Origin of the sequence: Phaeodactylibacter xiamenensis (assembly GCF_000759025.1) — a bacterium.
Lineage (GTDB): Bacteria > Bacteroidota > Bacteroidia > Chitinophagales > Saprospiraceae > Phaeodactylibacter > Phaeodactylibacter xiamenensis.
This window is the reverse complement of record NZ_JPOS01000083.1, coordinates 290,232-316,122: the sequence shown is the minus strand read 5'-3', so window position 1 is coordinate 316,122 and position 25,891 is coordinate 290,232. Positions and strand designations below refer to the sequence as shown.

Annotated in this window: 29 protein-coding genes and 1 tRNA gene; 27 read left to right on the top strand and 3 right to left on the bottom strand. The window is 48.3% G+C overall.

What is annotated here, in order from left to right; all coding sequences use genetic code 11:
- Positions 1 to 38: 38 nt before the first annotated feature.
- Entirely contained in the window at positions 39 to 1,793 is a 1,755-nt protein-coding gene (gene ilvB, locus IX84_RS24210; protein WP_044226952.1) for a biosynthetic-type acetolactate synthase large subunit, read from the bottom strand.
- A 41-nt stretch (positions 1,794 to 1,834) separates the two neighbouring features.
- The gene (gene ilvD, locus IX84_RS24205; protein WP_044226949.1) at positions 1,835 to 3,514 is read right to left on the bottom strand and encodes a dihydroxy-acid dehydratase; all 1,680 of its coding nucleotides are present in this window, start codon (positions 3,512 to 3,514) and stop codon (positions 1,835 to 1,837) included.
- A gap of 613 nt (positions 3,515 to 4,127) precedes the next feature.
- Between ilvD and IX84_RS24200 the strand changes: the two genes are divergently transcribed.
- On the top strand, positions 4,128 to 5,018 hold the full coding sequence (locus IX84_RS24200) for an NHL repeat-containing protein (RefSeq protein ID WP_052516356.1): 891 nt from the start codon (positions 4,128 to 4,130) through the stop codon (positions 5,016 to 5,018).
- On the opposite strand, the gene IX84_RS24195 is transcribed toward IX84_RS24200, so the two are convergent.
- A complete protein-coding gene (locus tag IX84_RS24195; protein WP_044226948.1) occupies positions 4,986 to 5,675 on the bottom strand; it encodes an autotransporter outer membrane beta-barrel domain-containing protein in 690 nt (229 codons plus the stop codon). The two genes, IX84_RS24200 and IX84_RS24195, sit on opposite strands and share 33 nt — an antisense overlap.
- Positions 5,676 to 5,815: 140 nt before the next feature.
- On the opposite strand from IX84_RS24195, the gene IX84_RS24190 reads away from it, so the two are divergent.
- The 26 genes from IX84_RS24190 (at position 5,816) to ppdK (ending at position 25,858) form a co-directional block, all read left to right on the top strand.
- A tRNA-Arg gene (locus tag IX84_RS24190) sits at positions 5,816 to 5,887 on the top strand.
- Positions 5,888 to 6,072: 185 nt separating this feature from the next.
- Positions 6,073 to 6,975 carry a hypothetical protein gene (locus IX84_RS24185; RefSeq protein ID WP_044226945.1) on the top strand — a complete coding sequence of 301 codons (903 nt, stop codon included), beginning with the start codon at positions 6,073 to 6,075 and terminating at the stop codon, positions 6,973 to 6,975.
- An 87-nt stretch (positions 6,976 to 7,062) separates the two neighbouring features.
- Positions 7,063 to 7,260 carry a helix-turn-helix domain-containing protein gene (locus IX84_RS24180; RefSeq protein ID WP_044226942.1) on the top strand — a complete coding sequence of 66 codons (198 nt, stop codon included), beginning with the start codon at positions 7,063 to 7,065 and terminating at the stop codon, positions 7,258 to 7,260.
- A 79-nt stretch (positions 7,261 to 7,339) separates the two neighbouring features.
- A complete protein-coding gene (locus tag IX84_RS24175) occupies positions 7,340 to 7,618 on the top strand; it encodes a hypothetical protein (protein ID WP_044226939.1) in 279 nt (92 codons plus the stop codon).
- A gap of 267 nt (positions 7,619 to 7,885) precedes the next feature.
- Positions 7,886 to 8,875: a hypothetical protein gene (locus tag IX84_RS24170; protein ID WP_152605217.1), complete on the top strand. Its 990-nt coding sequence runs from the start codon at positions 7,886 to 7,888 to the stop codon at positions 8,873 to 8,875.
- Positions 8,875 to 9,114, top strand: coding sequence for a hypothetical protein (locus IX84_RS24165; RefSeq protein ID WP_044226933.1), 240 nt, complete (start codon positions 8,875 to 8,877; stop codon positions 9,112 to 9,114). Before IX84_RS24170 ends, IX84_RS24165 begins: the two co-directional genes overlap by 1 nt.
- 75 nt (positions 9,115 to 9,189) lie before the next feature.
- Positions 9,190 to 10,779: a hypothetical protein gene (locus IX84_RS24160; protein WP_152605216.1), complete on the top strand. Its 1,590-nt coding sequence runs from the start codon at positions 9,190 to 9,192 to the stop codon at positions 10,777 to 10,779.
- A 61-nt stretch (positions 10,780 to 10,840) separates the two neighbouring features.
- Positions 10,841 to 11,344, top strand: coding sequence for a hypothetical protein (locus tag IX84_RS24155; RefSeq protein ID WP_044226926.1), 504 nt, complete (start codon positions 10,841 to 10,843; stop codon positions 11,342 to 11,344).
- A 17-nt stretch (positions 11,345 to 11,361) separates the two neighbouring features.
- Positions 11,362 to 11,667, top strand: a complete 306-nt coding sequence (locus tag IX84_RS24150) for a hypothetical protein (RefSeq protein WP_044226923.1) — start codon at positions 11,362 to 11,364, stop codon at positions 11,665 to 11,667.
- 128 nt (positions 11,668 to 11,795) lie between these two features.
- The gene (locus tag IX84_RS33815; protein ID WP_173426321.1) at positions 11,796 to 11,936 is read left to right on the top strand and encodes a hypothetical protein; all 141 of its coding nucleotides are present in this window, start codon (positions 11,796 to 11,798) and stop codon (positions 11,934 to 11,936) included.
- Positions 11,933 to 12,136 carry a hypothetical protein gene (locus IX84_RS24145; RefSeq protein WP_044226920.1) on the top strand — a complete coding sequence of 68 codons (204 nt, stop codon included), beginning with the start codon at positions 11,933 to 11,935 and terminating at the stop codon, positions 12,134 to 12,136. The genes IX84_RS33815 and IX84_RS24145 overlap by 4 nt, the downstream gene beginning before the upstream one ends.
- Positions 12,133 to 12,741, top strand: a complete 609-nt coding sequence (locus IX84_RS24140; protein WP_044226917.1) for an STIV orfB116 family protein — start codon at positions 12,133 to 12,135, stop codon at positions 12,739 to 12,741. Before IX84_RS24145 ends, IX84_RS24140 begins: the two co-directional genes overlap by 4 nt.
- Positions 12,742 to 12,745: 4 nt before the next feature.
- Positions 12,746 to 13,903 carry a phage integrase SAM-like domain-containing protein gene (locus tag IX84_RS24135; RefSeq protein ID WP_044226914.1) on the top strand — a complete coding sequence of 386 codons (1,158 nt, stop codon included), beginning with the start codon at positions 12,746 to 12,748 and terminating at the stop codon, positions 13,901 to 13,903.
- Between the two features lie 103 nt (positions 13,904 to 14,006).
- Positions 14,007 to 14,318 (top strand): hypothetical protein, encoded by a 312-nt coding sequence (locus IX84_RS24130; RefSeq protein WP_044226911.1) that lies wholly within the window; start codon positions 14,007 to 14,009, stop codon positions 14,316 to 14,318.
- A 116-nt stretch (positions 14,319 to 14,434) separates the two neighbouring features.
- Complete coding sequence (locus IX84_RS24125) at positions 14,435 to 15,313, top strand: hypothetical protein (protein WP_152605215.1); 879 nt, start codon at positions 14,435 to 14,437, stop codon at positions 15,311 to 15,313.
- Entirely contained in the window at positions 15,306 to 15,506 is a 201-nt protein-coding gene (locus tag IX84_RS24120; RefSeq protein WP_044226905.1) for a hypothetical protein, read from the top strand. The genes IX84_RS24125 and IX84_RS24120 overlap by 8 nt, the downstream gene beginning before the upstream one ends.
- A complete protein-coding gene (locus IX84_RS24115) occupies positions 15,503 to 16,021 on the top strand; it encodes a hypothetical protein (protein ID WP_044226902.1) in 519 nt (172 codons plus the stop codon). Before IX84_RS24120 ends, IX84_RS24115 begins: the two co-directional genes overlap by 4 nt.
- A gap of 437 nt (positions 16,022 to 16,458) precedes the next feature.
- Entirely contained in the window at positions 16,459 to 16,710 is a 252-nt protein-coding gene (locus IX84_RS24105) for a hypothetical protein (protein WP_044226897.1), read from the top strand.
- A 7-nt stretch (positions 16,711 to 16,717) separates the two neighbouring features.
- The gene (locus IX84_RS24100) at positions 16,718 to 17,011 is read left to right on the top strand and encodes a hypothetical protein (RefSeq protein WP_044226894.1); all 294 of its coding nucleotides are present in this window, start codon (positions 16,718 to 16,720) and stop codon (positions 17,009 to 17,011) included.
- Positions 17,012 to 17,195: 184 nt separating this feature from the next.
- Entirely contained in the window at positions 17,196 to 17,402 is a 207-nt protein-coding gene (locus IX84_RS24095; RefSeq protein WP_152605214.1) for a hypothetical protein, read from the top strand.
- Positions 17,403 to 18,168: 766 nt separating this feature from the next.
- Positions 18,169 to 18,636: a DinB family protein gene (locus tag IX84_RS24085; protein WP_044226886.1), complete on the top strand. Its 468-nt coding sequence runs from the start codon at positions 18,169 to 18,171 to the stop codon at positions 18,634 to 18,636.
- A gap of 13 nt (positions 18,637 to 18,649) precedes the next feature.
- On the top strand, positions 18,650 to 19,687 hold the full coding sequence (locus tag IX84_RS24080; protein WP_044226885.1) for an alpha/beta fold hydrolase: 1,038 nt from the start codon (positions 18,650 to 18,652) through the stop codon (positions 19,685 to 19,687).
- A 169-nt stretch (positions 19,688 to 19,856) separates the two neighbouring features.
- Complete coding sequence (locus IX84_RS24075; protein WP_238578332.1) at positions 19,857 to 20,609, top strand: alpha/beta hydrolase; 753 nt, start codon at positions 19,857 to 19,859, stop codon at positions 20,607 to 20,609.
- Positions 20,610 to 20,688: 79 nt separating this feature from the next.
- Complete coding sequence (locus IX84_RS24070) at positions 20,689 to 21,885, top strand: CehA/McbA family metallohydrolase domain-containing protein (protein WP_044226879.1); 1,197 nt, start codon at positions 20,689 to 20,691, stop codon at positions 21,883 to 21,885.
- Positions 21,886 to 21,979: 94 nt separating this feature from the next.
- Positions 21,980 to 22,894, top strand: coding sequence for a Gfo/Idh/MocA family protein (locus IX84_RS24065; protein WP_044227285.1), 915 nt, complete (start codon positions 21,980 to 21,982; stop codon positions 22,892 to 22,894).
- 207 nt (positions 22,895 to 23,101) lie between these two features.
- Positions 23,102 to 25,858 carry a pyruvate, phosphate dikinase gene (gene ppdK, locus IX84_RS24060; RefSeq protein ID WP_044226874.1) on the top strand — a complete coding sequence of 919 codons (2,757 nt, stop codon included), beginning with the start codon at positions 23,102 to 23,104 and terminating at the stop codon, positions 25,856 to 25,858.
- Positions 25,859 to 25,891: the final 33 nt, after the last annotated feature.

The following is a 25,891-nucleotide window of genomic DNA, read 5'->3' as shown; positions in this document are numbered from 1 at the left end:
GTAGGCCTGGCTTTGATGGGCCGGGCCGGTTCATGAGATTAAGCTTTGGGCTGCGGTTCCAGTACAATCTCGTCCACGGCAGCTCCGGAAGGTACCATCGGGAAGGTATTGGTTTCTTTCTCCACCCGTACATGCAGGAGGTATGGGCCGTCATGTGCCAGCATTTCCGCTATAGACTCAGAAAGTTCAGCGGGGTCGGAGATGGTTTTTCCTGGTACGCCGAACCCTTCCGCAATCTTCACGAAATCCGGATTTTGCAGCTCTACGGAAGAGTAGCGGCGGTCAAAGAAAAGCTCCTGCCATTGCCGTACCATGCCCAGGAAGTTGTTGTCGAGCAGTACAATTTTCACTGCTGTATCCATTTGGGCGCAAAGCCCGAGCTCCTGAATGGTCATCTGGAAGCCTCCATCGCCGATGAAAGCCACAACCTCGCGTTCCGGCTGCGCCAGTTTTGCCCCAAAAGCCGCAGGCAGGCCATAGCCCATCGTCCCTGCCCCCCCGGAGCTGACCCATTGGTTGGTCGACTCATAGTCGTAATAGCGGGCTGCGATCATTTGATGCTGGCCTACGTCAGTAGCCACCACGGCCTGTCCTTTGGTTTGGCGGGAGACTTCGCGCACCACCATTCCCATACGGATTTGCCCGTCTTCGGAAGGGGACATATCGTGCCGGATCACTTTTTCCTCTTCTTCTGCGTCCATCTCCTTAAACCGGGCGATCCACTCGGGGTATTGTTTCTCTTTGATCATAGGGAGCAGTTTCTCCAGTGCCTCCTTTGCGTCGGCAAGCACGGCGACATCTGCCGGTACATTCTTATTGATCTCAGAAGGATCGATTTCGATGTGGATGACTTTGGCCTGTTTGGCATATTTTTCCAGATTGCCCGTTACCCGGTCATCGAAGCGCATCCCGATCGCAATGAGCACATCGCAGCGGTTTTGCATTACATTGGGTGCGTAATTGCCGTGCATGCCCAGCATACCCATATGCAGAGGATGGCTGTTGGGAATACTGCTTAGCCCATGGATGGTGCACGCCAGTGGAATACCTGACTTCTCTACGAATTGCCGGAAAGCATCTTGTGCATGAGCGATCTGAATACCATGGCCAGCCAGAATCAGCGGCTGTTCAGCGGCATTAATCAGCGCGGCAGCGGCAGTTAATGCGGAGGTGGAAGGTTTGGGCTTGGGCTTATAGGAACGGATCGGCCCCTGCTTTTTATATTGAAAATCCAGCATTTCAATCTGAGCATTTTTAGTGATATCGATGACAACCGGACCGGGGCGCCCGCTGTTGGCAACGTAAAATGCTTTTGCAAATACTTCCGGGATTTCCTTTGCTGAGGTGATCTGATAATTCCATTTTGTGACCGGCATGGTACAATTGATCACGTCTGTTTCCTGAAAGGCATCGCTGCCCAGCAGGTGATAGTAAACCTGCCCGGTAATGCAGACCAACGGAACAGAGTCGAGCAGCGCATCTGCCAGCCCGGTGATCAGGTTGGCTGCGCCCGGGCCTGAGGTGGCCATACAAACGCCAGTCTGCCGGGTGACTCTGGCATAACCTTCGGCAGCATGTATGGCTCCTTGCTCGTGCCGGGGCAAAATATGGCGGAGTTGCTTTTCGTAGTGATAAAGGGCATCATACACTGGCATAATGGCACCACCGGGATAACCAAAAATGGTATCTACCTTCTCTTCAATCAGGCATCGGAGGATAGCCTCGGCGCCCGACATATGCTCCGTTTTTCCGGGCAGCTCAATGGTATCAGTTGAAGTCGCTTGCTGTTTCATACATGGTCGATTTTCATGGTACTTCTAAGACGGCCCGCAGGCTACAGTTGATCGGTCACACAGCCTTCGCTGGCAGAGGTGACCGTTTTGGCGTACTTGCGCAAAATGCCGGTGGTAGCCCGCAGCGGTGGTTCCTGCCATGCGGACCGGCGTTTTTCAATTTCAGCTTCTGTAAGGTCTGCCTTGAGCGTGTTGTTGACGGCATCAATGATGATGGTATCACCATCCTGTAGCAGCCCAATGAGGCCGCCCGCTTGTGCTTCAGGGGTAATGTGGCCTACTACAAAACCGTGGGTGCCACCGGAGAACCGCCCGTCAGTGATCAGGGCGACTTCTTTGCCGAGCCCCTCGCCCATAATGGCAGAGGTCGGCTTGAGCATCTCAGGCATGCCCGGAGCGCCTTTGGGGCCACAGTAGCGGATGACCACTACATCTCCTGCTTCAATTTTATGGTTGCTGATGGCTTCGTTGGCCTCGACTTCACTATTAAAGACTTTGGCTCTGCCTTTGAAGTATTCGCCTTCCTTGCCGGTGATTTTGGCGACAGCGCCCTGTTCTGCCAGGTTGCCGTAGAGGATGCGGATATGCCCGGTAGGCTTGATGGGGTCGGATACGGGACGGATTACATCCTGCCCTTCCTTCAGCCCCTCTATGGCATCAAGGTTTTCGGCAATAGTTTTTCCGGTCACGGTCATACAGTCGCCATGCAGATACCCTTCTTCCAATAGCAGCTTCATCACGCCCGGTACACCGCCTACTTCGTAAAGGTCTTGCATCACATACTTGCCGCTGGGCTTCAGGTCGGCAATAAAAGGTGTACGGTCACCGATTTTCTGGAAGTCATCGATAGAGAATTCTACTTCGGCAGCCCGGGCGATCGCAATCATGTGCAGCACGGCATTGGTGGACCCGCCAAGGGCAGTGATCACCGTTACCGCATTTTCAAAAGCCTTTCGGGTCATGATGTCGCGTGGCTTAATGTCCTCACGCAGCAGATGGTGAATGGCAGCCCCCACTTTGTGGCACTCCGCCTGTTTTTCCATGCTCTCTGCCGGGATGCTGGAATTGAACGGCAGGCTCATACCCATGGCTTCAATCGCAGATGCCATGGTATTTGCCGTATACATCCCCCCACATGCGCCCGGCCCCGGGCAGGCATTTTTGATAACGGCTTTAAAGTCGGTTTCATCAATCGTTCCGGCAATCCGCTGCCCGTAGGCTTCGAAGGCAGAGACGATATCCAGTTTCTGGTCTTTGTGGCAGCCCGGTGCAATCGTTCCCCCGTAGACGACAAGCCCGGGGCGGTTGAGGCGAGCCAGGGCCATCATAGCGCCCGGCATATTCTTATCACAGCCCACAACTGGCACGATAGCATCATACCACTGTGCAGAAGCCACTGTTTCAATTGAGTCGGCAATAATGTCGCGGGAAGGTAGAGAAAACCGCATACCATCGGTGCCCATAGACATGCCATCGCTTACTCCAATGGTGTGAAAGATCAGCCCGAGCAGCCCCTCTGCCTTTACACCGCCTTTAATTTCGGCCGCGAGGTCGTTGAGGTGCATATTACAAGGGTTGCCCTCCCAACCGGTACTGGCAATGCCCACTTGTGCTTTTTTTAGATCCTCCTCGGTAAGACCAAGGGCATAGAGCATCGCCTGAGCGCCCGGGCGGGTATCGTCCTGGGTTAGTTCCCTGCTGTATTTATTGATTGCTGCCATCTTAATTTGGTACTTAAAAAAAACAAGCCAACACGCATCGGCCGGGCCGGGCGGGGCTTGTATGGATTCTTTGAAATGGTTTTTTAAAAGCTAAGGACTTCAAATGTAAAGGGGGCAGGGGCCATTTGCGAATTAAAAAGGGTGGAGTGCTACGGTTTGTTAAAGTGGTGTTCTGTGTGTAAGTGTTTGTTTTTGAGTTAACTGTGTGGTTTTGGCTTACGAAATTGGGCAGGGCTACATTCATGACAGGAGTACACTGATGCCGCAGATCTGGCTGGTCACACTGATCTTGCAGTCCTGGTTCCTTCACACATGCATACCCCGCCCTTATGCCCCGCTCGCAATCAGTGGAAATCTGCGCAATCAGTCCAATCTGTGTTCCCTCACGCTACACCCGACAGGAGTACACTGATGCCGCTGATCTGACTGAGCGTGCTGATCTTGCTAGTCCTGTGCCGCCATACCAGCATGTCCTGCTCTTATGCCCCCGATCGAAATCCGTGTAAATCTGCGCAATCAGTCCCATCCGTGTTCAAAAAGTCCACACTAAATAAAATCCACATCACTCTTCTGTGCCCACAATTGTACCTTTGGTGTCTCAAAATCAAATCTTATGCGGATAATTTCAATTGCAATATTACTGTTTTATAGTTCAATTTTACTCAGCCAGAATTTTCTGAGCAATAAAAAATTTAAACTACCAAAAGGAATTACCGAAGCATCTGGTGCCTACCTTGCTGGTGCTGACAGCCTTTGGTGGCTCAATGACAGTGGGAATGCCCCGGAGTTGTACCGGACCGATGGGGGAGGGGCGCTGTTGGAAACCTACGCTGTGCCCGGCAGCCTTAACCGGGACTGGGAAGACCTCACTGCGGCACCGGACGGGCGTATCTTCATTGGTGATTTTGGCAATAATGCGAACCGGCGACAGGATTTATGCATCTACATTTTGTCAAAAGAGGGGCAGTTGGACAGCATCCGGTTTGCGTATCCGGATCAGGGAGCTTTCCCGCCGCCTAAAGCAGAGTGGCAGTTCGATATGGAAGGCTTTTTTTATTATCAGGACAGCCTGCACTTGTTCTCTAAAGACAAATCTGAGCAGAGCTTTATCACCAAACATTACAGCCTGCCCGCAAAACCTGGCACCTATACGGCTCAGCTCCGGGGGCAGCTGGAACTGCCTAAACGCATAGTAACAGCGGCAGCTATAAGTGAAGACGGGCAAACGGTAGTTCTTTTAGCCTACCGTTTTAAAATGTTCCTGGGCTTTTTCCCACTCACCCCCGCCGATTTATTCCTCTTCCGGGATTTTGAAGGGACAGACTTCCTAAGCGGGCAGATGCAACGCAAACGGGGCGCCCGTTGCCTGATGCCCACGCAGTATGAGGCGGTAGACTTCACGGGGCCAAATACCGTTTATATTGCCTCTGAGCGAACGCCCTTATTCCACCAAAAAGCCAAGCGCCGAAAGCTACCGCTGATCGAAGCGGATGCCCAGCCGTAGCCCGGCCCAAAACTGTTGAATACTGCTTTCAGTTCTAAAAGGGACCCCTTCTGGTGAAGGAAAAACAGTTCTTAATCCGGCCCATTCGGAGGGCAAATAATACCGAAAGCCGGCCATCGGAGTGAGGGTAAGGATATCTGATAATCCGATATCAAGACCTGCCCCTGCTCCGATACTGAAAGCAAAAGTATCTTCTTCAATATCGACCGCAGCAGATTCCCGGGTTTGGATGGTGTGCTGAAAGTAGGAAACCCCTGGAGAGACCTGCAGGAAGAAGCCTTTTTGAAAGAAATCGCCTGATTTGGAGAAAGTGGGGCAGTCGCAGTCCCCCTCCAGGTCCAACACGTAAAAGTTGGTATTCAGGAACAAGCTAAAGGCATTTTGAGTAAACTCATGCGGATCGCCAACAATATCAATCGTTTGCGCTGAATGACCGAAGTTGAGCTCCGGCAGCAAATCGATGCGGGTCTGCCCCAGCGGGATCCAATAGTCGACGCCTACAGCCCAGCCATTGCCAAGCGGGTTAGTCTGCCCGGCAACAGAAGCCGGGTAGGCCCAGTCCGGCGCGTCATTGAACCGGGCGCTGCCGTAAAGCCCCAACTGAGCGTTTAGTTGAACAACAAAGGCCAAAAAGCCGATCAAAAGCAGGGTTCTCATACAGGTATTTTTACCTATAAAAACGCACCAGCACAAAAATGTTATGCTGTGGGGAATTTTAAAGATAGAGTTTGTGTTTTGTAAACTGCTTTCTTATATTTGCAGCCGCTCCGAAAGGAAGCGACTTAAAAATCAAGGTTGGCTCCATAGTACAAGGGATAGTATGTAGGTTTCCGGAACCTAAGATCCAGGTTCGAGTCCTGGTGGAGCTACTAGGCAAGATTCGCCGGAATCGGCTGAAAGCATTGAAAAGCCTCAAGATTTAGTCTTGGGGCTTTATTCGTAAGGGCCTTGGGTTAGCTGCTAAAGTGCTTTAACTTGACTTTAAGCGCCTTTTCATGCCCTCAAATAGTCTCAACTTCGTCTCATATTTTTAGACGGGTAAAATCTGTGATCAATGTCGGGAAGAACTACAATTTACGGGATACCATTCAGCATTAGATTTTTCCTTAATAAAAGGTTGAAGGGGTATGAGCAAGATGGCCATAAAAGATACCCAGTGTATGCCCAGGTAAACTTTGATAGAAAGAATGTACAGCTACCAGTAGTTCAAGAGCAAATTTCTAACAACAATTTATATCTACCGGAGCTGGCATTCGAGTCTTTTTTAGATTATATGGACAAAGAGATTGCTGGCTCTCATCTGTCAAGAATTACTCTTCACACAGACGAAATGGCGATATTGGCAAAGGCGTTTTACCATTCTTTTTACTTACCCGTCAAAGAGACATTAAGGCTGTATCATAATGTTGACGGATTTGATCTCAAATCACTCAAGTACGTTCTGTTTAATATGACCAGGTCGATACATTCGGGGTTGTTTGAAACTCTTAATTCCATATTGAAAGGCTCTGATCTTCACTTTAGAAAATACCAATACAACCCTAATGTGTTCGGCTTAAAAAATTTTGGAGTACAAGTCGATGACGATGCAGCTCCTTGGTACTATTACCGTGGCACTGAACTTTACGAGGCTTTATTTTACTCGTCATTTAGGGAGAAGATCCCCCCAACAGCAGCAATCCTATTTGATACAATTACTTTAATTGAGCTATTAGGTAAGACTAACCTTACGGCACTAGAATGGAAGACTACCAAAGCCATCAGAGATAAAATGGAAAAAACAATAACTTCATTAGTCAAAGAAGACCAAGAAAAGTTGCTAAACGACTTTTCTTTTGGCTTGGGGATGAGAAGGTTAGGTGCAGTCTATTTTGATCAAACTCCCGATGTTTACATACGGCAAATCGAAGATGCCGCCAACAAAATGAAAAATTATACTGACGATCGCTTGCATTAACAGCACGAAACAACTATATTGCACACGCGTTTTAGAGCGCATTTTTTTTCCAACACCATACAGTTAAAATGTTAAAAAATACGTATTATGAACAGAGAGGAATTTATCACGACTGACGAAGCCATTGATATGGTTCCACCTGGAGTCAAAGTCGATCGCTTCCACTTTTACCGACAACGTAAGGCGGGTAAGCTCAATTCTTTTCGATTTGGTAAGAGGGTTTATCTCTTGCGGGAAGAAGTTGAAAAGTACATTAACAGCAGATTTAAAGCTAAAACAGCTTAGTAAACTCATCAAACAACTCCGTACCCCCCCGTACAACCATTCTTTAAAAACCTTTTAGAAAAGAAAAAATTACCACGAAATGCAAAATGCAGAAAATCAGGATTTTTTGAATTTTTTGGAGAGCGAAGCCGTACGCCACCTTGTAAACGATTTCAATGTCGAGTTGGCGCAGAATTATTTAGTGGACATGGCTATTTGCGCACTCGAGTCGGATCACTTTGTACATAAGTCAAATCGACATCAACGATCTGAACCGCTTCATGAGCTTAAGGTGCTGTTGGACCTTTTAGTGGAGATTCAGGAGGAGGTTCGACCGCTGGTGGAGCAAGTTTCTGAGAAGAGGCTGAAGCGGGCGTAGTGAACAAAAAAAAGGGGCTCGCATTTGAGCCCCCTCTTAATTCAATTATAACTGAAGCAAAGATAATCTTTTTGTCAGTGTCAATCAAGGTACAACACGAGTCTTAAAGAAGCTTAGGACTTTAGGCAGAAAAAACAACCATAAACTGACGGAATTTCGGAAAATTCCTGGTTCGAGACCAGGCCGTTAGCCAACGAGCGGGACACCGCGAGGGAAGGGATTGCCAGAGGCGCCCTCCCTCATTTTTTAATTCAATTATAGCTACTTATGAAACACAGAAAAAAAGCCCCCCCTTTCGGCTTGAATCAGTCAAAAACTTCAAAGTTTATCCGGGAAGTATGCAAACGCAATGATGCTAAACCGAGCACTTGGGCTACTATGACTGAGTGTTATAGGCTGAATTCAAAACCACTCCTTGAAGCGCTTGCGTCAGACCTGGAATACCCCCTTCTCAAAACGAATCGAGTTTCTTTATCCAAATTGACTGGATATAGCCCGGTGACGATATGGAGAGCCATTAAGGCGGGTCAAGAGATGGGCTTAGTGGTGAATAAAATTTTTCACGGGACGAATCGTGATTTTGAACTCGAACTTCATCCAGGCCCGTATTTCACATTCCACGTAAATGACAAAAACACAAAGCTCGATTTGACCAAGTTTTTCAACTTCCAAGCTTTCAATTTGAAAGCCTCTTTCTTTTCCTGTAGTTCCTTGTTAAAAGGAAACTCTAAATGTGAACTAGATGCTTTCAAAAAGAAACAAGCTTTCACGCAAGCTTTCATTGAAGGGGAAGAACAGGGAACTACTAATGAGCGCCAGAGGCGCGAAAATAGTCAAACGGAGAACAAAAAGGAACCTTTTTTAAGGGCAACCAACGAGCGCGAAACCCCCACAAATCAGGACGTTTCCGCCGAAGAAATTCTGAAATTTTCAAACCAAATTTTTAGGACGATCACGAGTCGTCTGTTCGATGGTAACTACTACACTGCCGAGCAGCGACGGTGGCTACGATCGGTGATTTTTCAACACCTTCTCAAAGCAGCGGACACAAAAAATGAATTCGGAGCCATCCTGGCCGGCACCAGCGAAGCAGCTCGCAGAAATCTCACCAGAGGTGAAAAAATTTCCGAGTTCATCAAAAATAACGGCTTAAACCGGCTGGCCGAAATGGGTAGCTTGCCCAGTTCATCATCTTCTTCCATCAACCCATCCAGCAGCATTTCGACACTTGCGGCGCGGATGAAAATCAATTCATAATGGCAGATTTGTTATTGGGCTATCGCCCCGCAAAATATACTAAGGGCCAAATCGGGACCGAGCGGCAAAAGAACGGAAAACTTTGCTACCACCGCATCAAAAACACCCAACGCGCAAAGGCATTCGTGCGCAAATATCGCGTCTTGTATGCGGCGGTGTACGACCGATCGTTGCCTTTCGGTTCGAACATGATCGACGAGTACAGACCCGAAACCGGCTGGCGCTCTGGAATGAACTAAATTTCTAACAAAACGGGCCGGCTGCACCTTTGCTGAGGATAGACAGCCGACCCGGGTTAAAAACCAATCAAAATTATGAAAAATCTCAAATCTCCCCCAACAGACATGGAATTTGCAGCTAGACACGCTCGGATTCGTAGCATAAGCTGGATTATTGTAGCTACGCTTATCGTTAGTGGCACAACTGAAATCGGGGGCATTTTTACGGCTACAGTAAGTGCCTTTGAACCAATTGCGGGGCAATATTCATGGTATGTTGCAGGAGCAATTGCACTTATCGCTACTTTCGTCTTAGAGGGCGGACTGAGGATTATGATACCCCAAGCTGTTGATTCCTTTCTCTACAAACGGTTTCAAGGCTTAGACCTGGCATTGACTGTGATTTACGTGGTCTTGGGAATTGGGCTAATGGCTACTTCCGGGTATCTCTCGTTTGTGAATAGCAAAATAATCGTTGATTCCGTAGTAGTCGAGCCAGAGCGGGACAGCTTAGCCATAAAAGGCGCACGAATCGACTACAACGCCAACCAGGCAAAAGCGGCTGAAACCTACCGGAATGACAGTACCGCCACGGCTCAGCGATACCAGGAACGCTTGGCCGCTGAGCAAACTTCGTATGCCGGTAAGATCGGAGCCGCCAAACGGGAGCTTTCCAATATCTACAACCGGGAGCGCAGAACGGGGCAATCCTTCGCCACCGCCAAAGATGCGGCCCGTCAGAAAATTGCGAACCTCCAGGCGGAGGAAGCCACAGCCATTGCCGGTATCAAGGCTGAAAAAGCCGAAGCCCTTTCCACCCTACTGGCAGAGCATAAGGCCCTACTGGCAGAAATCAAAACCACTTACCAGAAAGCCACCGCAAGCCTGGAAAAGAAATTCCAGGAAGCCAAAGGCGAACGTACTGCCACGGTGGACGGCTACGGCGGTGGTTTGGCCTATTTCACCGTTATTTCGTTGTTTATTTTCCTGGCTTCGGTCATTCTGGAGCGCATCTATGTGAAAGGCAGTGGCATTAAACAAACGATCGAATTGTCGCAATATGATGTCAGCCCCCCTGCCTACATCGAAGCCTGGCACGCCTTCCGTGACCGGATTCAGACAAATATCCGCACCCGCATTGCGAACTTTGCAGCCAAAACACCGCCCCCGCCATTACCTACGGCTCCGACTGAGCTGTACGATCCCACACAGTTATCAAATATCACGATCAACTTGAAGATTCAGCAGGAGGACACCGGCGAGCAGGACGGTGACCGTACGATTTACATACAGCCTAAACGTAGACAGATCGGTTTCACACGAAAGGATGCCCCCCAAGACCGTACGAAAGTGTACGACCATGAGCCACCACCCACCAAACCAGATGGTGGTCCGGAACCACCTCCCAGAACCAGCCACGAACCACTAACCACGGAGCCTCCCAGCCACGGCATCCGGTGGGCAGTAAACCCTCCATTAGAAAACTATGCGAATATGCCGTTACCGGACTTGCTCCAGCGGCTCAAACGACATAAGAAACGTCTCGGGGAGCAGACACAAAAAAAACTGGCAGCGGAACGAAAAGGGGAAACCGTACAGCGCCGTACGCTCGATGCTATCGAAAATAATCGGAATTGGGTCAACTCGCTCACTGCTCTAATCAACCATAAACAGGGCAAGCAATGAGCATAGCGTCCAAATAACTTAACCGGCGGTTGGCATCTGCCAGCCGCCCCAACATATTCACATGAAAAAGAAAATTACTCCGGAGGAGTTGTCACTCCTCCGACCAGCCATACCCATGTTGTTCCTTATCGACCGGATGAGGGCGGGAATTGTCCAGGTGATTGCCAATTACGCGGCAGTAGGGGAGGAGGCACAGTATGCCTGGCAAGAACCTGGGCAGCAATCAAATTCAAAATTTACGAGCCTTGGAAAACTGGCAGCGGACTATTTCTACGCGCGGTACGAAGGTGAACGCCTGTACGACGTGGATTTAATTGGCTACGCGCTTGATGAACAACAATCAGACGTGCTTGCCCGGGCCTTCATCACTGCTCAGCTGCGGCCGGTCGCTCCTGCTGCGTACCTCTCCGGGTTCGTCCAGGCTGCGTACCAGTTTGGCAGGATCAGCACCGATCAGTACAACTGCTCTGAATTTCAGGCTTCGATCAGCTTCCTGTCAATGCTGCTACGCAATCGTAACAAGCTCGAACCTGTATTGCTGGACACGGCGGATATTCCTTATTAACCCTGAAACTTCATAAAATGATTACTCAAAAGATAGGAGAACGGTACACTTTGCGAGTTTACGGGAACCGGATTCGATTTTCGTACATCAACGCAGAAGATGACCGCGTGCAAACAGAAACCTTCAAGCGGATACCCAACTATGTCTCTGAATTCTACCTGAGTTATACGAGCATGCGAGGCAACAGCTATGCCAGTTTCTCCGACATCGAAATGACGTACGAAGAAACTAGAGAACACATTCGGAAGAATTGGTTGCCAAAGGTGCCATTGGCGGATCAGATTAGCATTCGTCAATTTTTCTCAATCAACATAACCCTGTAATTGAACATGAAGGTGAAAATCCAGACCGACAAAGATGAGATCAAGCGAGAGGGCCGTAACATTTTGCGCGATACGCTGATAGGTTGCGCCGTCCTGATTATTCTATTCATCCTCAAAACAGTATAACGATGTACGTATATATCCAGACCGAACCAACCCTTTTCACAGTTGGCTTCTATGACCCTAATGGAAAATGGCACCCAGAGAGCGACCACTCCACCCGGGCAGAAGCTGTGGAGCGTGTGGCGAAGCTAAACGGCGGGCTATGAAGCTGAAGCGCAACGACAACGACCTGACCCCACGCGGGTACAAGTCCTACCTAATCCACGAAGAGCGAGACCAGGAGGGAAGGCTGAAAAAGCAGTACAACCTCCTGGTCAAAAAGCGATGGCAGCGCCATTACTGGCTATATGTCGTAGCTCTGATACTGCTGATTGATTTTATATTCTTCAAACTTCAAGTGATATGACAACACACGTCCTAAATAGTGCCACCATGCCCGTGGCCGGCACGTACGATATAAACTCTATCTCAGCTGAAGTCTTCTTTAGCGAGATCAAACACGCCATCAAGTTTGGGCAACCAATCCGAAGCTGGATTGGCTACGATCAAAACGCGAAGATCATCCAAAAGCACACCGGCTGGCGTACGCCGATCAACCGTGAGCGCACGGAGCTGTCGCACGGCGACCGGCTCCTCATCATGCGATTATCCTACCGGCAGGAAAACGTGTACAAGGGCATGGCAGTCCAGGAAAAGGACTTCGAATACTTCGAGGGCTTCTACTTATCCTGCTTTCCCATTCCATCTTGGAACGACCTCATGTCTATGGATATCCATGAACCGAAATGTGTACGATACCTGGAGAACATCTTTTGGCTGAAAGGCGGTGACCTGGAGGCGTTACGGTCTGCCCGGAAAGCGATGCAGGAATGTGAGGATGGGGATCTGCGAGAGTGGTCCGAAAAGCAATCGGATTACTTGGATTGCCTACGTGCAATCATAGACCCACAGGGCTTGGTGCGGGAAGTAGCTAGGCGTGAGCCAATCCAAAGCGAATACACAAAACAATAGCGACATGACACTGAGGCATATCATCAACGATCCACCCAGGCAGGACGGCACATATACGATTAGACTGTACGCATCATACCAAGGGGAGCGAAGGTATTTTCCCACCGGGCTAGCAGTTGAAAAAAAATATTGGGACAAGAAAAGAGGGGAGGTGAGCAAGAAATACGTGCTTGCGAAACAGTACAACAGGCAGTTGCTTTTGCAGAAGCGGAAGATCGAACAGCATATCTTGGACGGCGGTCAATTGGCGCATTATGGGGAAAAGGATAAGTCTGGCAGTATGGTCGCTTTCCTGGAGGCATACATCGAAAGCAATCACGGCCTGAAAGTAGGGACTGTGAAAGGCTATCGTACAGCACTCAATAAGCTCAAACAGTATCTTAGCTTAAATGGACGGGAAGATATTTCATGGAACGAAATAGATAAAGACTTCTACTATTCCTTTTCGGACTTCATACTGGAGAATGGTGTGAACTGGAGCGGGCTGACTAAACATCTTCGCGTGTACAAAAAGGTGATGAGAATAGCAGAGGAAAAGGGGTTGCATCACAACAAATCGTACAAAGCTCCTTGGTTCAAAACCAGGGATAACGAATCATCAAACAAAATATTCCTGACAAAGGAAGAAATAGCATTAATCGAAAACCTCGACTTATCGAACATGCCGCAGTTAGAGCGCGAGCGCGACCGGTTCCTGGTAGCCTATTACTTTATCATGCGGTATTCAGATGTTGTACGGTTATCAAAAGCATCTTTTTTCGGGAATGGCGGTGAGATGTACATGAATTATGTTAGTCAAAAGACCGACATCAAAGCTACAGTTCCAGTTAAGGCGGCTGCTTGGAAATTATGCGAAGCATATAATTTTGATTTCAGCTTCACTGCTAACCAGGTCGCTAACAGATCGCTTAAACAGATCGCAAGCCTGGCAGGTATTAATCAGCTCGTTGCGCAAGGGGATCGGACAGGTCCAAAGTGTATGTTCGTCACCTTTCACACCGCGCGAAGATCAGCCGCAACGAATCTACGACTGATGGGGGCATCTATGAAAACTATCGCGGACATCGGCGGCTGGAAGAAACTTAGCACAGTAGACAGGTATCTTCGCGCGTCCACTATGGACAGCGCCAAGCTAGCCCGCGATTTGGACTTCTTTAGATGATAAAAACACATCGTGTCTAACGATAAACGCATCGTTTATATCGGGTGTTTATCGTTAGACAGAATCGTTTAACACGCTGTAAACCAGCGTATAACATTATCGAATGGAATTTAGCGATGATTTTCGGAAAGAGCTTTTTGAGGTGGTGAATATCCTTACTGCAAGTAGGTATAACAACCCTTTGGCACGCGTGAAACTTCAAGCAAATACGAATAAGGCAGGGGCAAGAAGGGTAGGGTATAAGATCATCTGTGAGTGTTGCGGCAAGGAAGTAGAAAGGGGCGATGATCGTGCACGGACCTGTTCTGCAAGATGCAGGAAAGAGCTTAGCCGGAATCGCGCCCAGGCAAAAAAATGGTTGTCTGACAACCTGGGCGAAGTACAAAGGTTTCTCCAAACCGTCCTCGAAGTGTGACAAAGGAGCAACGAAAACCCTTTAAGGATTTCGCGGAACAACTGTGAATTAACCCGGAAAATTAGCCCTGGCGTAGGCTGAGGGCTATTTTTGTTTAGAAAATCAATCTATTCAAAATGGCTAGTAGCAAGGCTTACATGGGCACCAAGATCGACGAGGACAAAAAACAACGTTTCCTCATGATGATGCAGGAAAAAGGGATGAATCAGTCCCAGGGCATTGAATACGCTATTGACCGTATTCTCGGTGGAGAGGAAGATGTGCAAAGCCCAGAGCAAAGACCGTACACGTACGAAGCAAAAACGTACGACGAGCCAAACAATACAGATGATATGGAAGAGTACAGCGAATGGGAAGAGGACGACCAGCCAGCGAAACGCGATGAGCTGGTGACCAGCGGCTATGATGATATTGACCCGGTCTTCCCGAACAATCCAATTCGATCTGAACAGTTGGAATGCGAGATACGAAACGCCTGGCGAGCAGCCAGCCAGGACACATCAGCTGCGCCTGAGGTGATCTTCCTGGAGGAACTTTCTGAACGCTGCCTGAAATTGGCCAATGCGCGTGAGGAGTATACCTGTCCTGCAGTTGATATTGCCCTGCCTGACCGCATCGTGGAATTGGTTGAAATTATCGCGAAGGATGCCTTCCAGGAGAGCAGCACAGGGGAAGCCAGCGAAGTTTTGGACATCATGGCCAACCTTGCGGAAAGCAAAGCTGCCAGGATGTACAATTCAACGCGGAAGGTTGAGATAAGCTTCTCCAGGAATGATTGGCGCCTCATTGACCGCATGATCGCAAGGGAAAACCGTACGCGCTCAAAAGAATCTAAGATCAATGGACTGCGAGAGCTTATATACGAGTTTCTGTCGGCGAAGGTGAAGGAGCGAAGCGCAAGCGGCTTCTTTTCTTCTTCAGACCGCGACATGATCCAGTTCGCTGAGGGGCTTCAAAAAATTGCTATCACAGGAGAAAATCGGAATTATGAATAACGAAGCAATCGTATCCACTTTCATGCTGGGCGCCATCTTTGGTATCCTGGTAGTCGCTGGAATCCATTGGTGGAATGGCGAGTTCGACGAAAAAGAAGAAGTGAATGACCCCGAAATCTCAGACCTCAGTCAACGCACTGAGGATTGGTTAGACTGGGCGAAAAACGTTGACCGAATCGACTTAGCATCATGAAGAATCAGCTATACATCTTAATTGCGATAGGGCTTGCGCTGTATGGGCTATCCAGCATCGTACAAGGCCGCAAGCGTCAGGAAGAAATCATTGCTCGCCTAAGGTACGAAAGGGCCAAACGAGAAGAGGAGGAGCTTCAAGACACTCCGTTCGTTCCAGGCTCTTGGTATGTCTACATTTTCTGGCACCATGCGGGTGACCTGGCGAAAGCCAAGCAGATCGAGAGCGCACTGGAGCAATATACTGGACAGGAAGACCGGATATTCAAAATTCCTTTCGCACAACTTTTGCAAGGGCAAGTGCAGAACAGCCAAGGGCGCTACCTGCCTACGAGCGAGATTGACCGGCTTTTCCCGGGTGTCCGCCAGGCAAGCGAATACCCTGTGACTTACCTCTCGAAACTGAGCCTGGACGGGCGGCAGATGAACGTTGCGAGCATCGAGGGAACAATTGAGGCAGATGGCTTTATGCAGTTGTTCGAGCAGATTGATCAATTAGTCGCAGAAGGCTACTAATTGGTTCATTTGTTTAGATTTTGATGATTTGACAAGGTCGGCGGGAAACCGCCGGCTATTTTTTCAATTAAGCGAAATACCATGGGATTTTGCGTAGGCGGGAAGTGGTGTCGGCGGCAAGACTGTCGAAAGCGCTGTGACGGATGGTTCGGAACGATGGGCGAAATCCGAGATGCGTGCCGGTCAGCTTGTCATAATAGCACGTCTTTCACGAAGGAAGAATTCCTATGTTCAGGAGATTACATAGATCAAGAATATGTAATAGGCCGGTACAAGTATGATCCATGCAAAGATGATGATATTACGCTGCCTGGCTTTCTAGACCCGCTGAATGAACGTGAACGTCAGGAAGAGCAGCGACAAGATATGCTTCCGGTATATGCAGGTCTTGGGTTGCTGTTTTTCGCTGCACTAATTGTTATCACAATCGGAAGGTAATGGAGCAGTTTATGTCAGGTAGTGGAGGTGGAATGCCTTCAGGCGGAGGGATGGACCCAATCACGGCGATTGCGAATATGATATCTACCACCATTGATGCTTTCACCTGGAAAGGAAAAAAGAGGTGGGACATCATCCCTGACTATGCAGATCCAGCTGATTATCAGCCTGGGCCGGATTACACGCCAGCGATCATAATAGGCGGAATGGTATTCGTATTTGCAATTATGGCGCTTGCGCTGAGAAAATAACTTTACTATGGACAGATTTAATGTGGATTTTTCGGGCGCATTGGACATGCAAAACCAAGATTACACCAGCCCCGCTGGTAACCAGCAAGGGGGGAAATTTCTTGGCTGGTTGAGCAATAATTACCTGGGGCTTTCCCAGGCGGCAGTGAATGTTTCGTGTCTATTCAACCCTGATACTTGCAGGCAGAATGTGAACATTCAGCCTCAGCAGCAAGAAGAGCAAGGAGGAATTGGAGCAATAGTCTGGATAGTGGTGGCAGTAGTTGCTATCGTAATCCTGATCATTGCTTTGCGAAAATAACAGGTATGCTGTCTGGCATTAGCATATCTGCATTGGTTCATTATTTGAGAGGCTCTACGTGAGCCTCCTTTTCAATCGTATCATATGGAAGATCAAACTACATCAGAGTACAAGACATATTTCATCATCGTGTTTGCTATTCTCGCAGCAATCACTTTGTTCATCCTGTTTAATCAATAGAAAAATGGCAACAGCAGCAACAACAGCCGCTATGGCGGCAGCTAATGGAGGCAGTGCAGCTGGAGCTGCAGCCGGAGGTGCAGTGGCAGCTACTGCAATACTTGAAATATTACGCAGCCGCTGGTTTAGCTGGTTTATGCTCATGCTGATTGTGCTTATGTTCCTTCGCTTCCTGGAGAAACGTTACTGCGGAAATCAGTTCGACGTGTAATCAATGAAAGAAGGAAGCATAATCCAGGTCAGGGCGAAAAGGGTACCTTTTCTGAAGCACTATGCGGTAGTCGTAGGCAGTGAAAACGATGCGCAGTACGTTCTGCACAATACGCCTTTCCAGGGAGCTACTGTAGACCTCCTGGAAGACTTCCAGTCCTCAAGGGGGCAGCCTGTTTCTGTTCACGAGACAGAACTTACAGAGCTTGACACAGCAGGCTTAATTTCGCGTTTCAGGGCGTGTGATCGGCCGTATCGGCTTTTCTCCTTCAATTGTGAGCATTTCATTGATTGTATGAGAGAGAAAAAGCAGACAAGCCCTCAGTTGGAGTTGTCCTTATTTTTGATTCTTCTGATTTCGATGCTTTTGTTTTTGTCTATGATTTTGAGATAATCGCCTTTTTGACTTCCTGGGTTTATCATTAGCCTGCCGGAAACGGTGGGCTTTTTTTGTAGCGTAAAACGTCAAAATATGTCCCATTTCAGTGCTTTTTTCTCAAATAATTCACAGCTAAATTTTGCAACTGGATATATTTTATTCTAATGCATTGATTGACAATTATTTAACGTCTGTGCATTGTGGGACAATATATATCTGGTGGGGCTACTAGGTAAAACAAAAAAATACCTTAAAGCCAGATTCCTCGCGGGTCTGGCTTTTTTATTTGCGCTAAACCCAATCTGCTATTTTATTCGGTTTACATCCTTTTGTTTTTCTGCATTCATTTTGACCGTAATGTAAAACAGTATTCTCGAAAACAAAGAAAATGACTCCATCTGAACCTTTAATTTTGAATTTAACAGAGATAAGGAGAAGGAGCATCAAAATTTGGAATGGGCTTCCTGAGCGGTATTGCAATTGGAAACCTGATGAAAAAGCAATGACTGCTATAGAATTAATCAGGCACGTTTTAGAGGCCGATTACGGGTGGAATATTATCATCAATAAGGGGAGTATGGCAAATTATCAAACGCCCTGGAAAAATAGACCTTTTATTAGCGTTGCTGACGAACTTGAATTTGCTGAACCTTACAGAAATGCGTTTTTAGAAAGCGTCCGCCAATTTTCGGATAGAGAATTAAACGAAACGGAGATCATTCACCCCGGAAATGGAGACAAAAAAATCCTTGGGAAATATTTATTACGAATTGGTTATCATGAATCTGTTCACGCGGGACAATTTCTTTCGTATCTGAGAGCAATGAAAATTAATCGCCCAGAGATATGGGTTTGAATATTAATATATTATGATTAAATGGGTAATAATATGGGGGCTCCTAATTACAGTTGTGGTGGTTTCTTTTATTCTGTTTTTTCCGAAAACCTACGCCGTACAATCCTTTGAAGTGAGAAAAGGGACAAGGTATTGGGAATTAAATACAGGATCTAAAATTGGGTATACAAAAATAGAAAGCGGGCTAAAGGAAAAGAAAAATCCAATGGTCTACCTTCACGGTGGCCCAGGCGGGAAAGTAAGTGATCAAGTTATAAGGACATTAGAACCCTTGTCTTCATTTGGGCATGACCTCTATTTTTATGACCAAATCGGGAGCGGGCATTCAAAAAGACTGGAAAACATTGCTGAGTATTCTGTCGAAAGGCATAAAAATGACCTTGAAGAAGTGATAGGCAAAATAGGAGCAGAAAAAGTAATCCTTATAGGCCATTCCTGGGGGAGCATGCTGGCCACTCTGTATTTGCAGGATCATCCTGGTCGGGTTGAAAAACTAATCCTGACAGGGCCCGGGCCAATTTTACCGATTGACAGATCTCTAATGAAGGTGTTACCTCCTGAACATTTAAAGCTGAAAGAACCTGAATATTCAAATAAAGAAGGTAATCAAAAGACATATAAATTAAGGAGCAAGCGGATTTTAAAGTGGGCGTATTTGTTTGAAGCAAAACTAGCTACAGATAAAGAGGCCGATGATTTTTTCACCTTTTTGAACGAAGAATTGAGTAAGTCAACAAGTTGCGTAGTAGAAGAGGCTGAAGAATATGAAGGAGGAGGAGGTTATTATGCTCATATAATGACTGTAAAAAGCTTCAGTGAGGCAGAAAACCAAAAGGGGCAATTGAAGAAAATCAAAACTCCGGTTCTGATTATTAGAGGTCAATGTGATAATCAAAAATGGGGATTCACGGAGGAATATTTAAATCTGCTCCCCAACTCCAGCTTAGAAATAGTGGAAAATAGTGGTCACGATCTGATTCGTGGAAATAAGGAAAAATACTTTGAGCTGATAAGCGAATTCATAGGAAGCCCGGATAAGAGAAAAAAATAATCGAGCTAACTGCTTATGGCAAGAAACACCAAATAAAAACGGAAATGAATGATTGGATTAGTATTTTGCTGAGACACACCAATCGAAGAAAAACATAGTATAGCCAATGACCAAATTTCTTACCTGTTTCCTGCTAATCTTATTCTTGCTGGGCTGCAAAAGTAAGCCGATGGCTTATAACGACCAGGTGCCGATACATAAGTCAATTACCATCCACTCCAGGTTTGTCGGAGAAGAACGTGTCATCAATATTTGGATGCCTCCTGGTTATGAAGATGGAGGCAAAGCTTTTCCCGTGCTGTACATGCCGGACGGTGGGATAGGAGAAGACTTTCCGCACATAGCGAATACCCTGTCTGAGCTGATTACGAGCAACAAAATCGAGCCTGTCCTCCTGGTGGGCATTGAGAATACAGAGCGGGGCAGAGACTTAACCGGCGAATCCAAAGTGGATGCTCATGAAAAGTATGGCATCCCAATGGCTGATGGTGCGAAAAACTTCAGGGCATTTATCCTTGAAGAACTCGTTCCTGAAATAGAGCGCAACTACCAGACTACAGGTGAGAAAGGGATTATCGGTGAGTCGCTGGCTGGCTTATTTGTCGTCGAAACCTTTCTGCTGCAGCCCGGTGCATTTGAATTCTACATCGCCATGGACCCTTCGCTTTGGTGGAATGACAACTTCCTGGTGAAAAATGCAGCAGCATACCTGACTGAGGTGCCCGACGGCAGCAGAAAGCTCTGGTTTGCAGGGTCGAATACTACTGATATTTTCGAGTATACCCGACAATTTGCTGAATTATTAGAAAGAGAGCAACCAAAGGGCCTCGATTGGAAATATTCCGATGAACCAGATGAAAAACACCATACCATCTTTAGGGGCACTAAAGAGCAAGCACTGATTTGGACTTTGGGCAGGTGATCATTGGGGGGTAATTATAGGCTTTGTGTCGAGAGTGAAAGGCAAAAAAGTTAAATTAGGGGCATCAAAATCACCTTTCATGCAACAGACTAAGTTATGGCCCCTTGTATTAATCGTAGCAATCACAGGCTGCAATGAGCAAAATGAAACCTTACAAAAGCAATGGTATAAAGGCAACCTCCATACGCATTCCTACTGGAGTGATGGAGATGAGTTCCCGGAAATGATAATGGATTGGTATAAGTCACGAGATTATCAGTTTGTTGCGTTGACGGATCACAATACCCTGGCAGAAGGGGAGAAATGGAAAACCCTATCAAAAGATACTGTCTATCAGGAAGGATTTAGGAAGTATCTTGAAAAGTATGGTGAAGAATGGGTTAGATACCGGTCAGACTCACTGGGCCGCACTGAGGTGCAATTGAAAACGTACGAGTCGTACCGTGGGTTATTTGAGGAAAAAGAAAAATTTCTGATTCTTCAATCCGAGGAGATTACAGACCAGTTTGAGCAAAAGCCGGTCCATATGAATGCTACAAATGTGCAGCGTAAGATCGACCCACAGGGCGGTAGTAGCGTACTGGAGGTGATGCAAAATAACATCGATGCTGTAGAGCAGCAAAGTCAGGAATTAGGAGAGCCAATGCATACCATTATCAATCACCCTAATTTCTTCTATGCCATTTCCCTTCAGGATCTTATTGCGTTAAGAAATGGCAGGTTTTTCGAACTTTACAACGGTCACCCTATGGTAAATAACCTGGGCGATTCGAGCCACTTGTCCACTGAGCGAATGTGGGACCTGATTAATGTGGCCTATATCCAAGACGGCAAGCCGCTAATGTATGGGCTGGCTACTGACGACTCTCATCACTACCATCAAGCAGGGGTAAAATGGAGCAACGCTGGCAGGGGCTGGATACAGGTAAGGGCAGATTCCTTAAGCCCGGGAGCTATACTATCCGCTATGGAATCAGGAGACTTTTACGCAAGCACTGGAGTGGTACTCCGTGATTTGGATAATCAGGGTGACCGGCTTTCGGTCGCGGTTGAAGCAGAACCGGGCGTAGGGTATAGGATTGCATTCATCGGGTGTAAAAAAGGGGAGACAGACGCAAGAGTACTACACTCGGTAGAGGGCGAAAAGGCCACATTTGACTTGACTGAAGATCTTCTTTTCGTCCGGTGTAAAATCGTTTCTTCCAAACTGCAGGAGAACCCTATCGAAGCATTTGTGTATGAAATGGCCTGGACTCAGCCTATACAGCCAAGATAGAGAAAAGCAATCATCGGTAAGCTGTTTTGCAGATAATAGGAATGAAAGAGCCAAAAAAGCAGGAGGATTTCTCGTGTTGTCAATGGAAAATAAGATGAAAATCGCATTAATAGGCCTTGGGCAAATTGCCCAAAAAGCCTACCTCCCTATCTTGGCCAATCATACCAAAGTGGTCCCGGTTCTTTGTACAAGAAACCCCAAGACATTGGCTGCCTTAGCCCAAAAGTATCGCATCCGTGACACCTACACTGATTTGGAACAGCTCATCCGCTCCAAGCCTGATGCCGCAATGGTCCACAGTGCTACAGAGAGCCATGCAGGTATTGCCTTGCAATTGCTGAAGGCAGAAATCCCTGTTTTTGTTGATAAGCCCTTAAGCTATTCCCTGGAAGAAACCAACCGGGTACTGGAATGCGCCTTCCTAAATAAAACACCGCTCTATATGGGCTTCAACCGGCGGTTTGCCCCTATGATCAGCGCACTGTCGGAAGTGCCCAACCCCAGGCAGATAACCTGGGATAAAAACCGGGTGCATTTACCAGGCGCTCCGCGGGTGTTTATTTTTGACGATTTTATCCATGTGATCGATAGCCTCCGCTTTCTGGGAAAGGGCAAGGTGCGTCACCTTCAGGTCTTTGCAAGCCTAAACGAGGGGATGATGGAAAATATTCAGGTCCGATGGCAACAGGGAGACACCCTGCTGTCCGGCGGCATGAACCGGATAAGTGGTATCACTGAAGAAAGAGTGGAATTGTATTCCCGAGGGAGCAAGTGGACCGTTTACGACCTTAGTTACGGTACTCACTGCGCCAACGAGCAGGCCAGCGAAATGACCTCCGGCTCCTGGGATACCACCCTTTACAAAAGGGGCTTTGTAGACATGGTGGAAGACTGGCTTCACGTTGCACAATCCCGTACTGTTTCCGCTCCAAGCCTCGAAGATATCCGGGCTACCCATCAGTTGTGTGAAGCCATCCTGGGCAAAGCATTGGAGGGTGCAAAAATATAAGGCTATAGCATGTGGAGCCGGTGCTTTATCCGCTGTTTTGGTTGACGACTGCCTGCCACCCTGCTGTCATTTCTCACCTCCTGAGATGACAACCGTCCTTTTCCTGCTCTCATCTTTCCTCTAGCTTTAACTTGAACATTACTTTTTTATGCCTGGAGCAATTGTTTGCAGGAAATATTTTTTGTTCAGGAATCAAAACGAATCGTCATGACAAAACAAATCAACATGGACCAACAGCTCGTCTACCGTTTTGGTGGCGGCTGGGCCGATGGAAGCCAGGAAATGAAAAACCTCCTTGGCGGCAAAGGGGCCAACCTCGCAGAAATGGCAGGGCATCCGGAACTTCAACTCCCGGTCCCTCCCGGCTTCACCATAACGACTGATACCTGCAATGCCTATTACGAAGCAGGCCGTCATTTTCCAGCTAAGCTGGAAGATGAAGTGATGGCTGCTCTTGAGCGCATCGAAGAACTTACCGGCAAAACTTACGGCAACGTCAATACCCCCCTCCTTTTATCTGTCCGCTCTGGCGCACGTCAGTCCATGCCTGGCATGATGGATACCGTTCTCAACCTGGGGCTGAACGATGAAACCGTGCAAGGCCTTATTGCACAAACGAACGACCCCCGCTTCGCCTACGATGCCTACCGCCGTCTGATTATGATGTATGCCGATGTAGTGATGGAGAAGGCAGCAGGCATTCCGCCGGTACAAGGCAAAGGCATTCGTAAACTGTTGGATGAACACCTGGAGAGCATCAAAAAAGCCCGTGGATTCCAATTGGATACAGAACTGACCGAAGCCGACCTTCGGCAGATCGTTATCGATTTTAAAGCCATCGTGAAGCGTGAGATCGGGGAGCCTTTCCCGGAAGATCCTATGGCACAGCTATGGGGCGGTATCGGTGCCGTTTTTGATAGCTGGAATGGAAAGCGCGCCAAAGAATACCGTCGTATCGAAGGCCTGCCTGATGAATGGGGCACTGCCGTTAACGTACAGGCTATGGTTTTTGGGAATATGGGCAAAGATTGTGCTACCGGTGTCGCCTTCACCCGAAACCCTGGCACTGGTGAGCATAAGTTTTACGGTGAATTCCTCTTCAATGCACAGGGCGAAGATGTGGTGGCTGGTATCCGCACGCCACAGCCGATCAACGAAGCCTCCAAAAACTCACAAAGCGAAAATTTGCAGACCCTTGAGGAAGTGATGCCCGAGATTTATGCACAGCTGAATAATTATCAACAGCAACTTGAGGCCCACTACAAAGATATGCAGGACCTTGAGTTTACGATTGAGAAAGGCAAGCTCTACATCCTTCAGACCCGTACCGGTAAGCGCAATGGCACCGCCGCCGTTCGTATGGCCGCCGAGATGTATCAGGAAGGTATGATTGACGGGCCGACCGCCCTTATGCGGGTCAACCCCAATCAACTGACTGAACTACTGCTGCCCCGCCTCGACGCTATGGCTGAACGTGCCGCCACACCAATCGCAAAAGGTCTGCCTGCTGGTCCCGGTGGTGCCATGGGCAAAGCAGTCTTTTCTTCCGAAAAAGCCGTAGAGCTCAGGCAAGCCGGCGAAAACGTGATCCTGGTGCGCGAAGAAACCTCGCCGGAAGATGTAGACGGCATGTACCACGCTGCCGCTGTACTGACTGCCAAAGGCGGGATGACCTCCCACGCAGCCCTTGTGACCCGAGGCTGGGGCAAGTGCTGTATTGTTGGCTGCAACGGGCTCGATATCAATGAAGCCGAAGGATATTTTACCACCCCTGATGGAACAAAGGTGAAAGAAGGCGACTACATCAGCCTCAACGGCGCTACCGGTAAAGTCTATCTCGGCAGTATGCCCGTGGTGGATGTCGATCTGGCCGATAACGAAGCCTACCAAACGCTAATGGGACTGGTAGACGAGACTAAGGTGCTGGGCGTGCGCGCCAATGCCGAGTCTCCTGCCGATGCAGCCAATGCCTTGCGCTTTGGCGCCGAAGGTGTGGGCTTGTTCCGCACCGAGCACATGTTCTATGGCAAGGGCAGCGAAAAGCCCCTTTACCTCCTGCGCAAGATGATCCTCAGTGCCAACCGAAAGGAACGCCGGGCTGCGCTGAAGGAGCTGTTCGGTTACATCAAGAGCGATATCAAGAAAACACTGGCGGTTATGAATGGCAAGCCGGCGACTATCCGCCTGCTCGACCCGCCTCTGCATGAATTCGTACCTCACGACCGGCAGCGGCTGGAAGAACTGGCAGAAGAGCTCGCGGTTGACGTCAGTATTCTGGAAAAACGCGTCCTTGCCCTCCACGAAAACAACCCTATGCTGGGCCACCGTGGCGTGCGCCTGGGTATCAGTTATCCCGAGATTACGGAGACCCAAGTCCGGGCTATCCTGGAAGCTGCTGCTGAGCTGAATATGGAAGGGCGGCAGGCACTTCCCGAAATTATGATTCCGGTTACCTGCTCCCGTAATGAGCTGCAGGACCAGGAAAAGATCGTTAAGTGCATCTACAAAGAGGTATGTGCTTCCTTAGGTGTAGACGAAATCCCTTACCTCTTCGGTACAATGATCGAAACGCCACGTGCTGCCCTGCGCAGCGGGCCAATGGCAGAAATCGCACAGTTCTTCAGCTTCGGTACCAACGACTTGACGCAGATGAGCTTTGGCTTCAGCCGGGATGACATCGGCGGCTTCCTGCCCATTTATCTCGAAAAAGGCATCCTTGTCAACGATCCCTTCCAGGTTCTTGACCGCCGTGGGGTAGGCGAGCTTGTAAGATTAGCCGTTGAGCGTGGCCGTGCCCAACGTCCTGGCCTCAAGACTGGCATTTGCGGCGAGCACGGAGGTGAGCCACAGTCCGTAGCTTTCTGCCACCGCATTGGGCTGGATTACGTCAGCTGTTCTCCGTTCCGCGTGCCTATCGCAAGACTGGCAGCGGCGCAGGCGGCGATTCAGCATCCGCGGCAGTAGATAAAATATGAATTTGTTTTTGTGAGGAGCCTG

Excerpts from the sequence above, each read along its gene's own strand:
- ilvB (WP_044226952.1), bottom strand. The coding sequence starts at position 1,793 with ATGAAACAGCAAGCGACTTCAACTGATACCATTGAGCTGCCCGGAAAA.
- ilvD (WP_044226949.1), bottom strand. The coding sequence starts at position 3,514 with ATGGCAGCAATCAATAAATACAGCAGGGAACTAACCCAGGACGATACC.
- IX84_RS24200 (WP_052516356.1), top strand. The coding sequence starts at position 4,128 with ATGCGGATAATTTCAATTGCAATATTACTGTTTTATAGTTCAATTTTA.
- IX84_RS24195 (WP_044226948.1), bottom strand. The coding sequence starts at position 5,675 with ATGAGAACCCTGCTTTTGATCGGCTTTTTGGCCTTTGTTGTTCAACTA.
- IX84_RS24185 (WP_044226945.1), top strand. The coding sequence starts at position 6,073 with ATGTCGGGAAGAACTACAATTTACGGGATACCATTCAGCATTAGATTT.
- IX84_RS24180 (WP_044226942.1), top strand. The coding sequence starts at position 7,063 with ATGAACAGAGAGGAATTTATCACGACTGACGAAGCCATTGATATGGTT.
- IX84_RS24175 (WP_044226939.1), top strand. The coding sequence starts at position 7,340 with ATGCAAAATGCAGAAAATCAGGATTTTTTGAATTTTTTGGAGAGCGAA.
- IX84_RS24170 (WP_152605217.1), top strand. The coding sequence starts at position 7,886 with ATGAAACACAGAAAAAAAGCCCCCCCTTTCGGCTTGAATCAGTCAAAA.
- IX84_RS24165 (WP_044226933.1), top strand. The coding sequence starts at position 8,875 with ATGGCAGATTTGTTATTGGGCTATCGCCCCGCAAAATATACTAAGGGC.
- IX84_RS24160 (WP_152605216.1), top strand. The coding sequence starts at position 9,190 with ATGAAAAATCTCAAATCTCCCCCAACAGACATGGAATTTGCAGCTAGA.
- IX84_RS24155 (WP_044226926.1), top strand. The coding sequence starts at position 10,841 with ATGAAAAAGAAAATTACTCCGGAGGAGTTGTCACTCCTCCGACCAGCC.
- IX84_RS24150 (WP_044226923.1), top strand. The coding sequence starts at position 11,362 with ATGATTACTCAAAAGATAGGAGAACGGTACACTTTGCGAGTTTACGGG.
- IX84_RS33815 (WP_173426321.1), top strand. The coding sequence starts at position 11,796 with ATGTACGTATATATCCAGACCGAACCAACCCTTTTCACAGTTGGCTTC.
- IX84_RS24145 (WP_044226920.1), top strand. The coding sequence starts at position 11,933 with ATGAAGCTGAAGCGCAACGACAACGACCTGACCCCACGCGGGTACAAG.
- IX84_RS24140 (WP_044226917.1), top strand. The coding sequence starts at position 12,133 with ATGACAACACACGTCCTAAATAGTGCCACCATGCCCGTGGCCGGCACG.
- IX84_RS24135 (WP_044226914.1), top strand. The coding sequence starts at position 12,746 with ATGACACTGAGGCATATCATCAACGATCCACCCAGGCAGGACGGCACA.
- IX84_RS24130 (WP_044226911.1), top strand. The coding sequence starts at position 14,007 with ATGGAATTTAGCGATGATTTTCGGAAAGAGCTTTTTGAGGTGGTGAAT.
- IX84_RS24125 (WP_152605215.1), top strand. The coding sequence starts at position 14,435 with ATGGCTAGTAGCAAGGCTTACATGGGCACCAAGATCGACGAGGACAAA.
- IX84_RS24120 (WP_044226905.1), top strand. The coding sequence starts at position 15,306 with ATGAATAACGAAGCAATCGTATCCACTTTCATGCTGGGCGCCATCTTT.
- IX84_RS24115 (WP_044226902.1), top strand. The coding sequence starts at position 15,503 with ATGAAGAATCAGCTATACATCTTAATTGCGATAGGGCTTGCGCTGTAT.
- IX84_RS24105 (WP_044226897.1), top strand. The coding sequence starts at position 16,459 with ATGGAGCAGTTTATGTCAGGTAGTGGAGGTGGAATGCCTTCAGGCGGA.
- IX84_RS24100 (WP_044226894.1), top strand. The coding sequence starts at position 16,718 with ATGGACAGATTTAATGTGGATTTTTCGGGCGCATTGGACATGCAAAAC.
- IX84_RS24095 (WP_152605214.1), top strand. The coding sequence starts at position 17,196 with ATGGCAACAGCAGCAACAACAGCCGCTATGGCGGCAGCTAATGGAGGC.
- IX84_RS24085 (WP_044226886.1), top strand. The coding sequence starts at position 18,169 with ATGACTCCATCTGAACCTTTAATTTTGAATTTAACAGAGATAAGGAGA.
- IX84_RS24080 (WP_044226885.1), top strand. The coding sequence starts at position 18,650 with ATGATTAAATGGGTAATAATATGGGGGCTCCTAATTACAGTTGTGGTG.
- IX84_RS24075 (WP_238578332.1), top strand. The coding sequence starts at position 19,857 with ATGGCTTATAACGACCAGGTGCCGATACATAAGTCAATTACCATCCAC.
- IX84_RS24070 (WP_044226879.1), top strand. The coding sequence starts at position 20,689 with ATGCAACAGACTAAGTTATGGCCCCTTGTATTAATCGTAGCAATCACA.
- IX84_RS24065 (WP_044227285.1), top strand. The coding sequence starts at position 21,980 with ATGAAAATCGCATTAATAGGCCTTGGGCAAATTGCCCAAAAAGCCTAC.
- ppdK (WP_044226874.1), top strand. The coding sequence starts at position 23,102 with ATGACAAAACAAATCAACATGGACCAACAGCTCGTCTACCGTTTTGGT.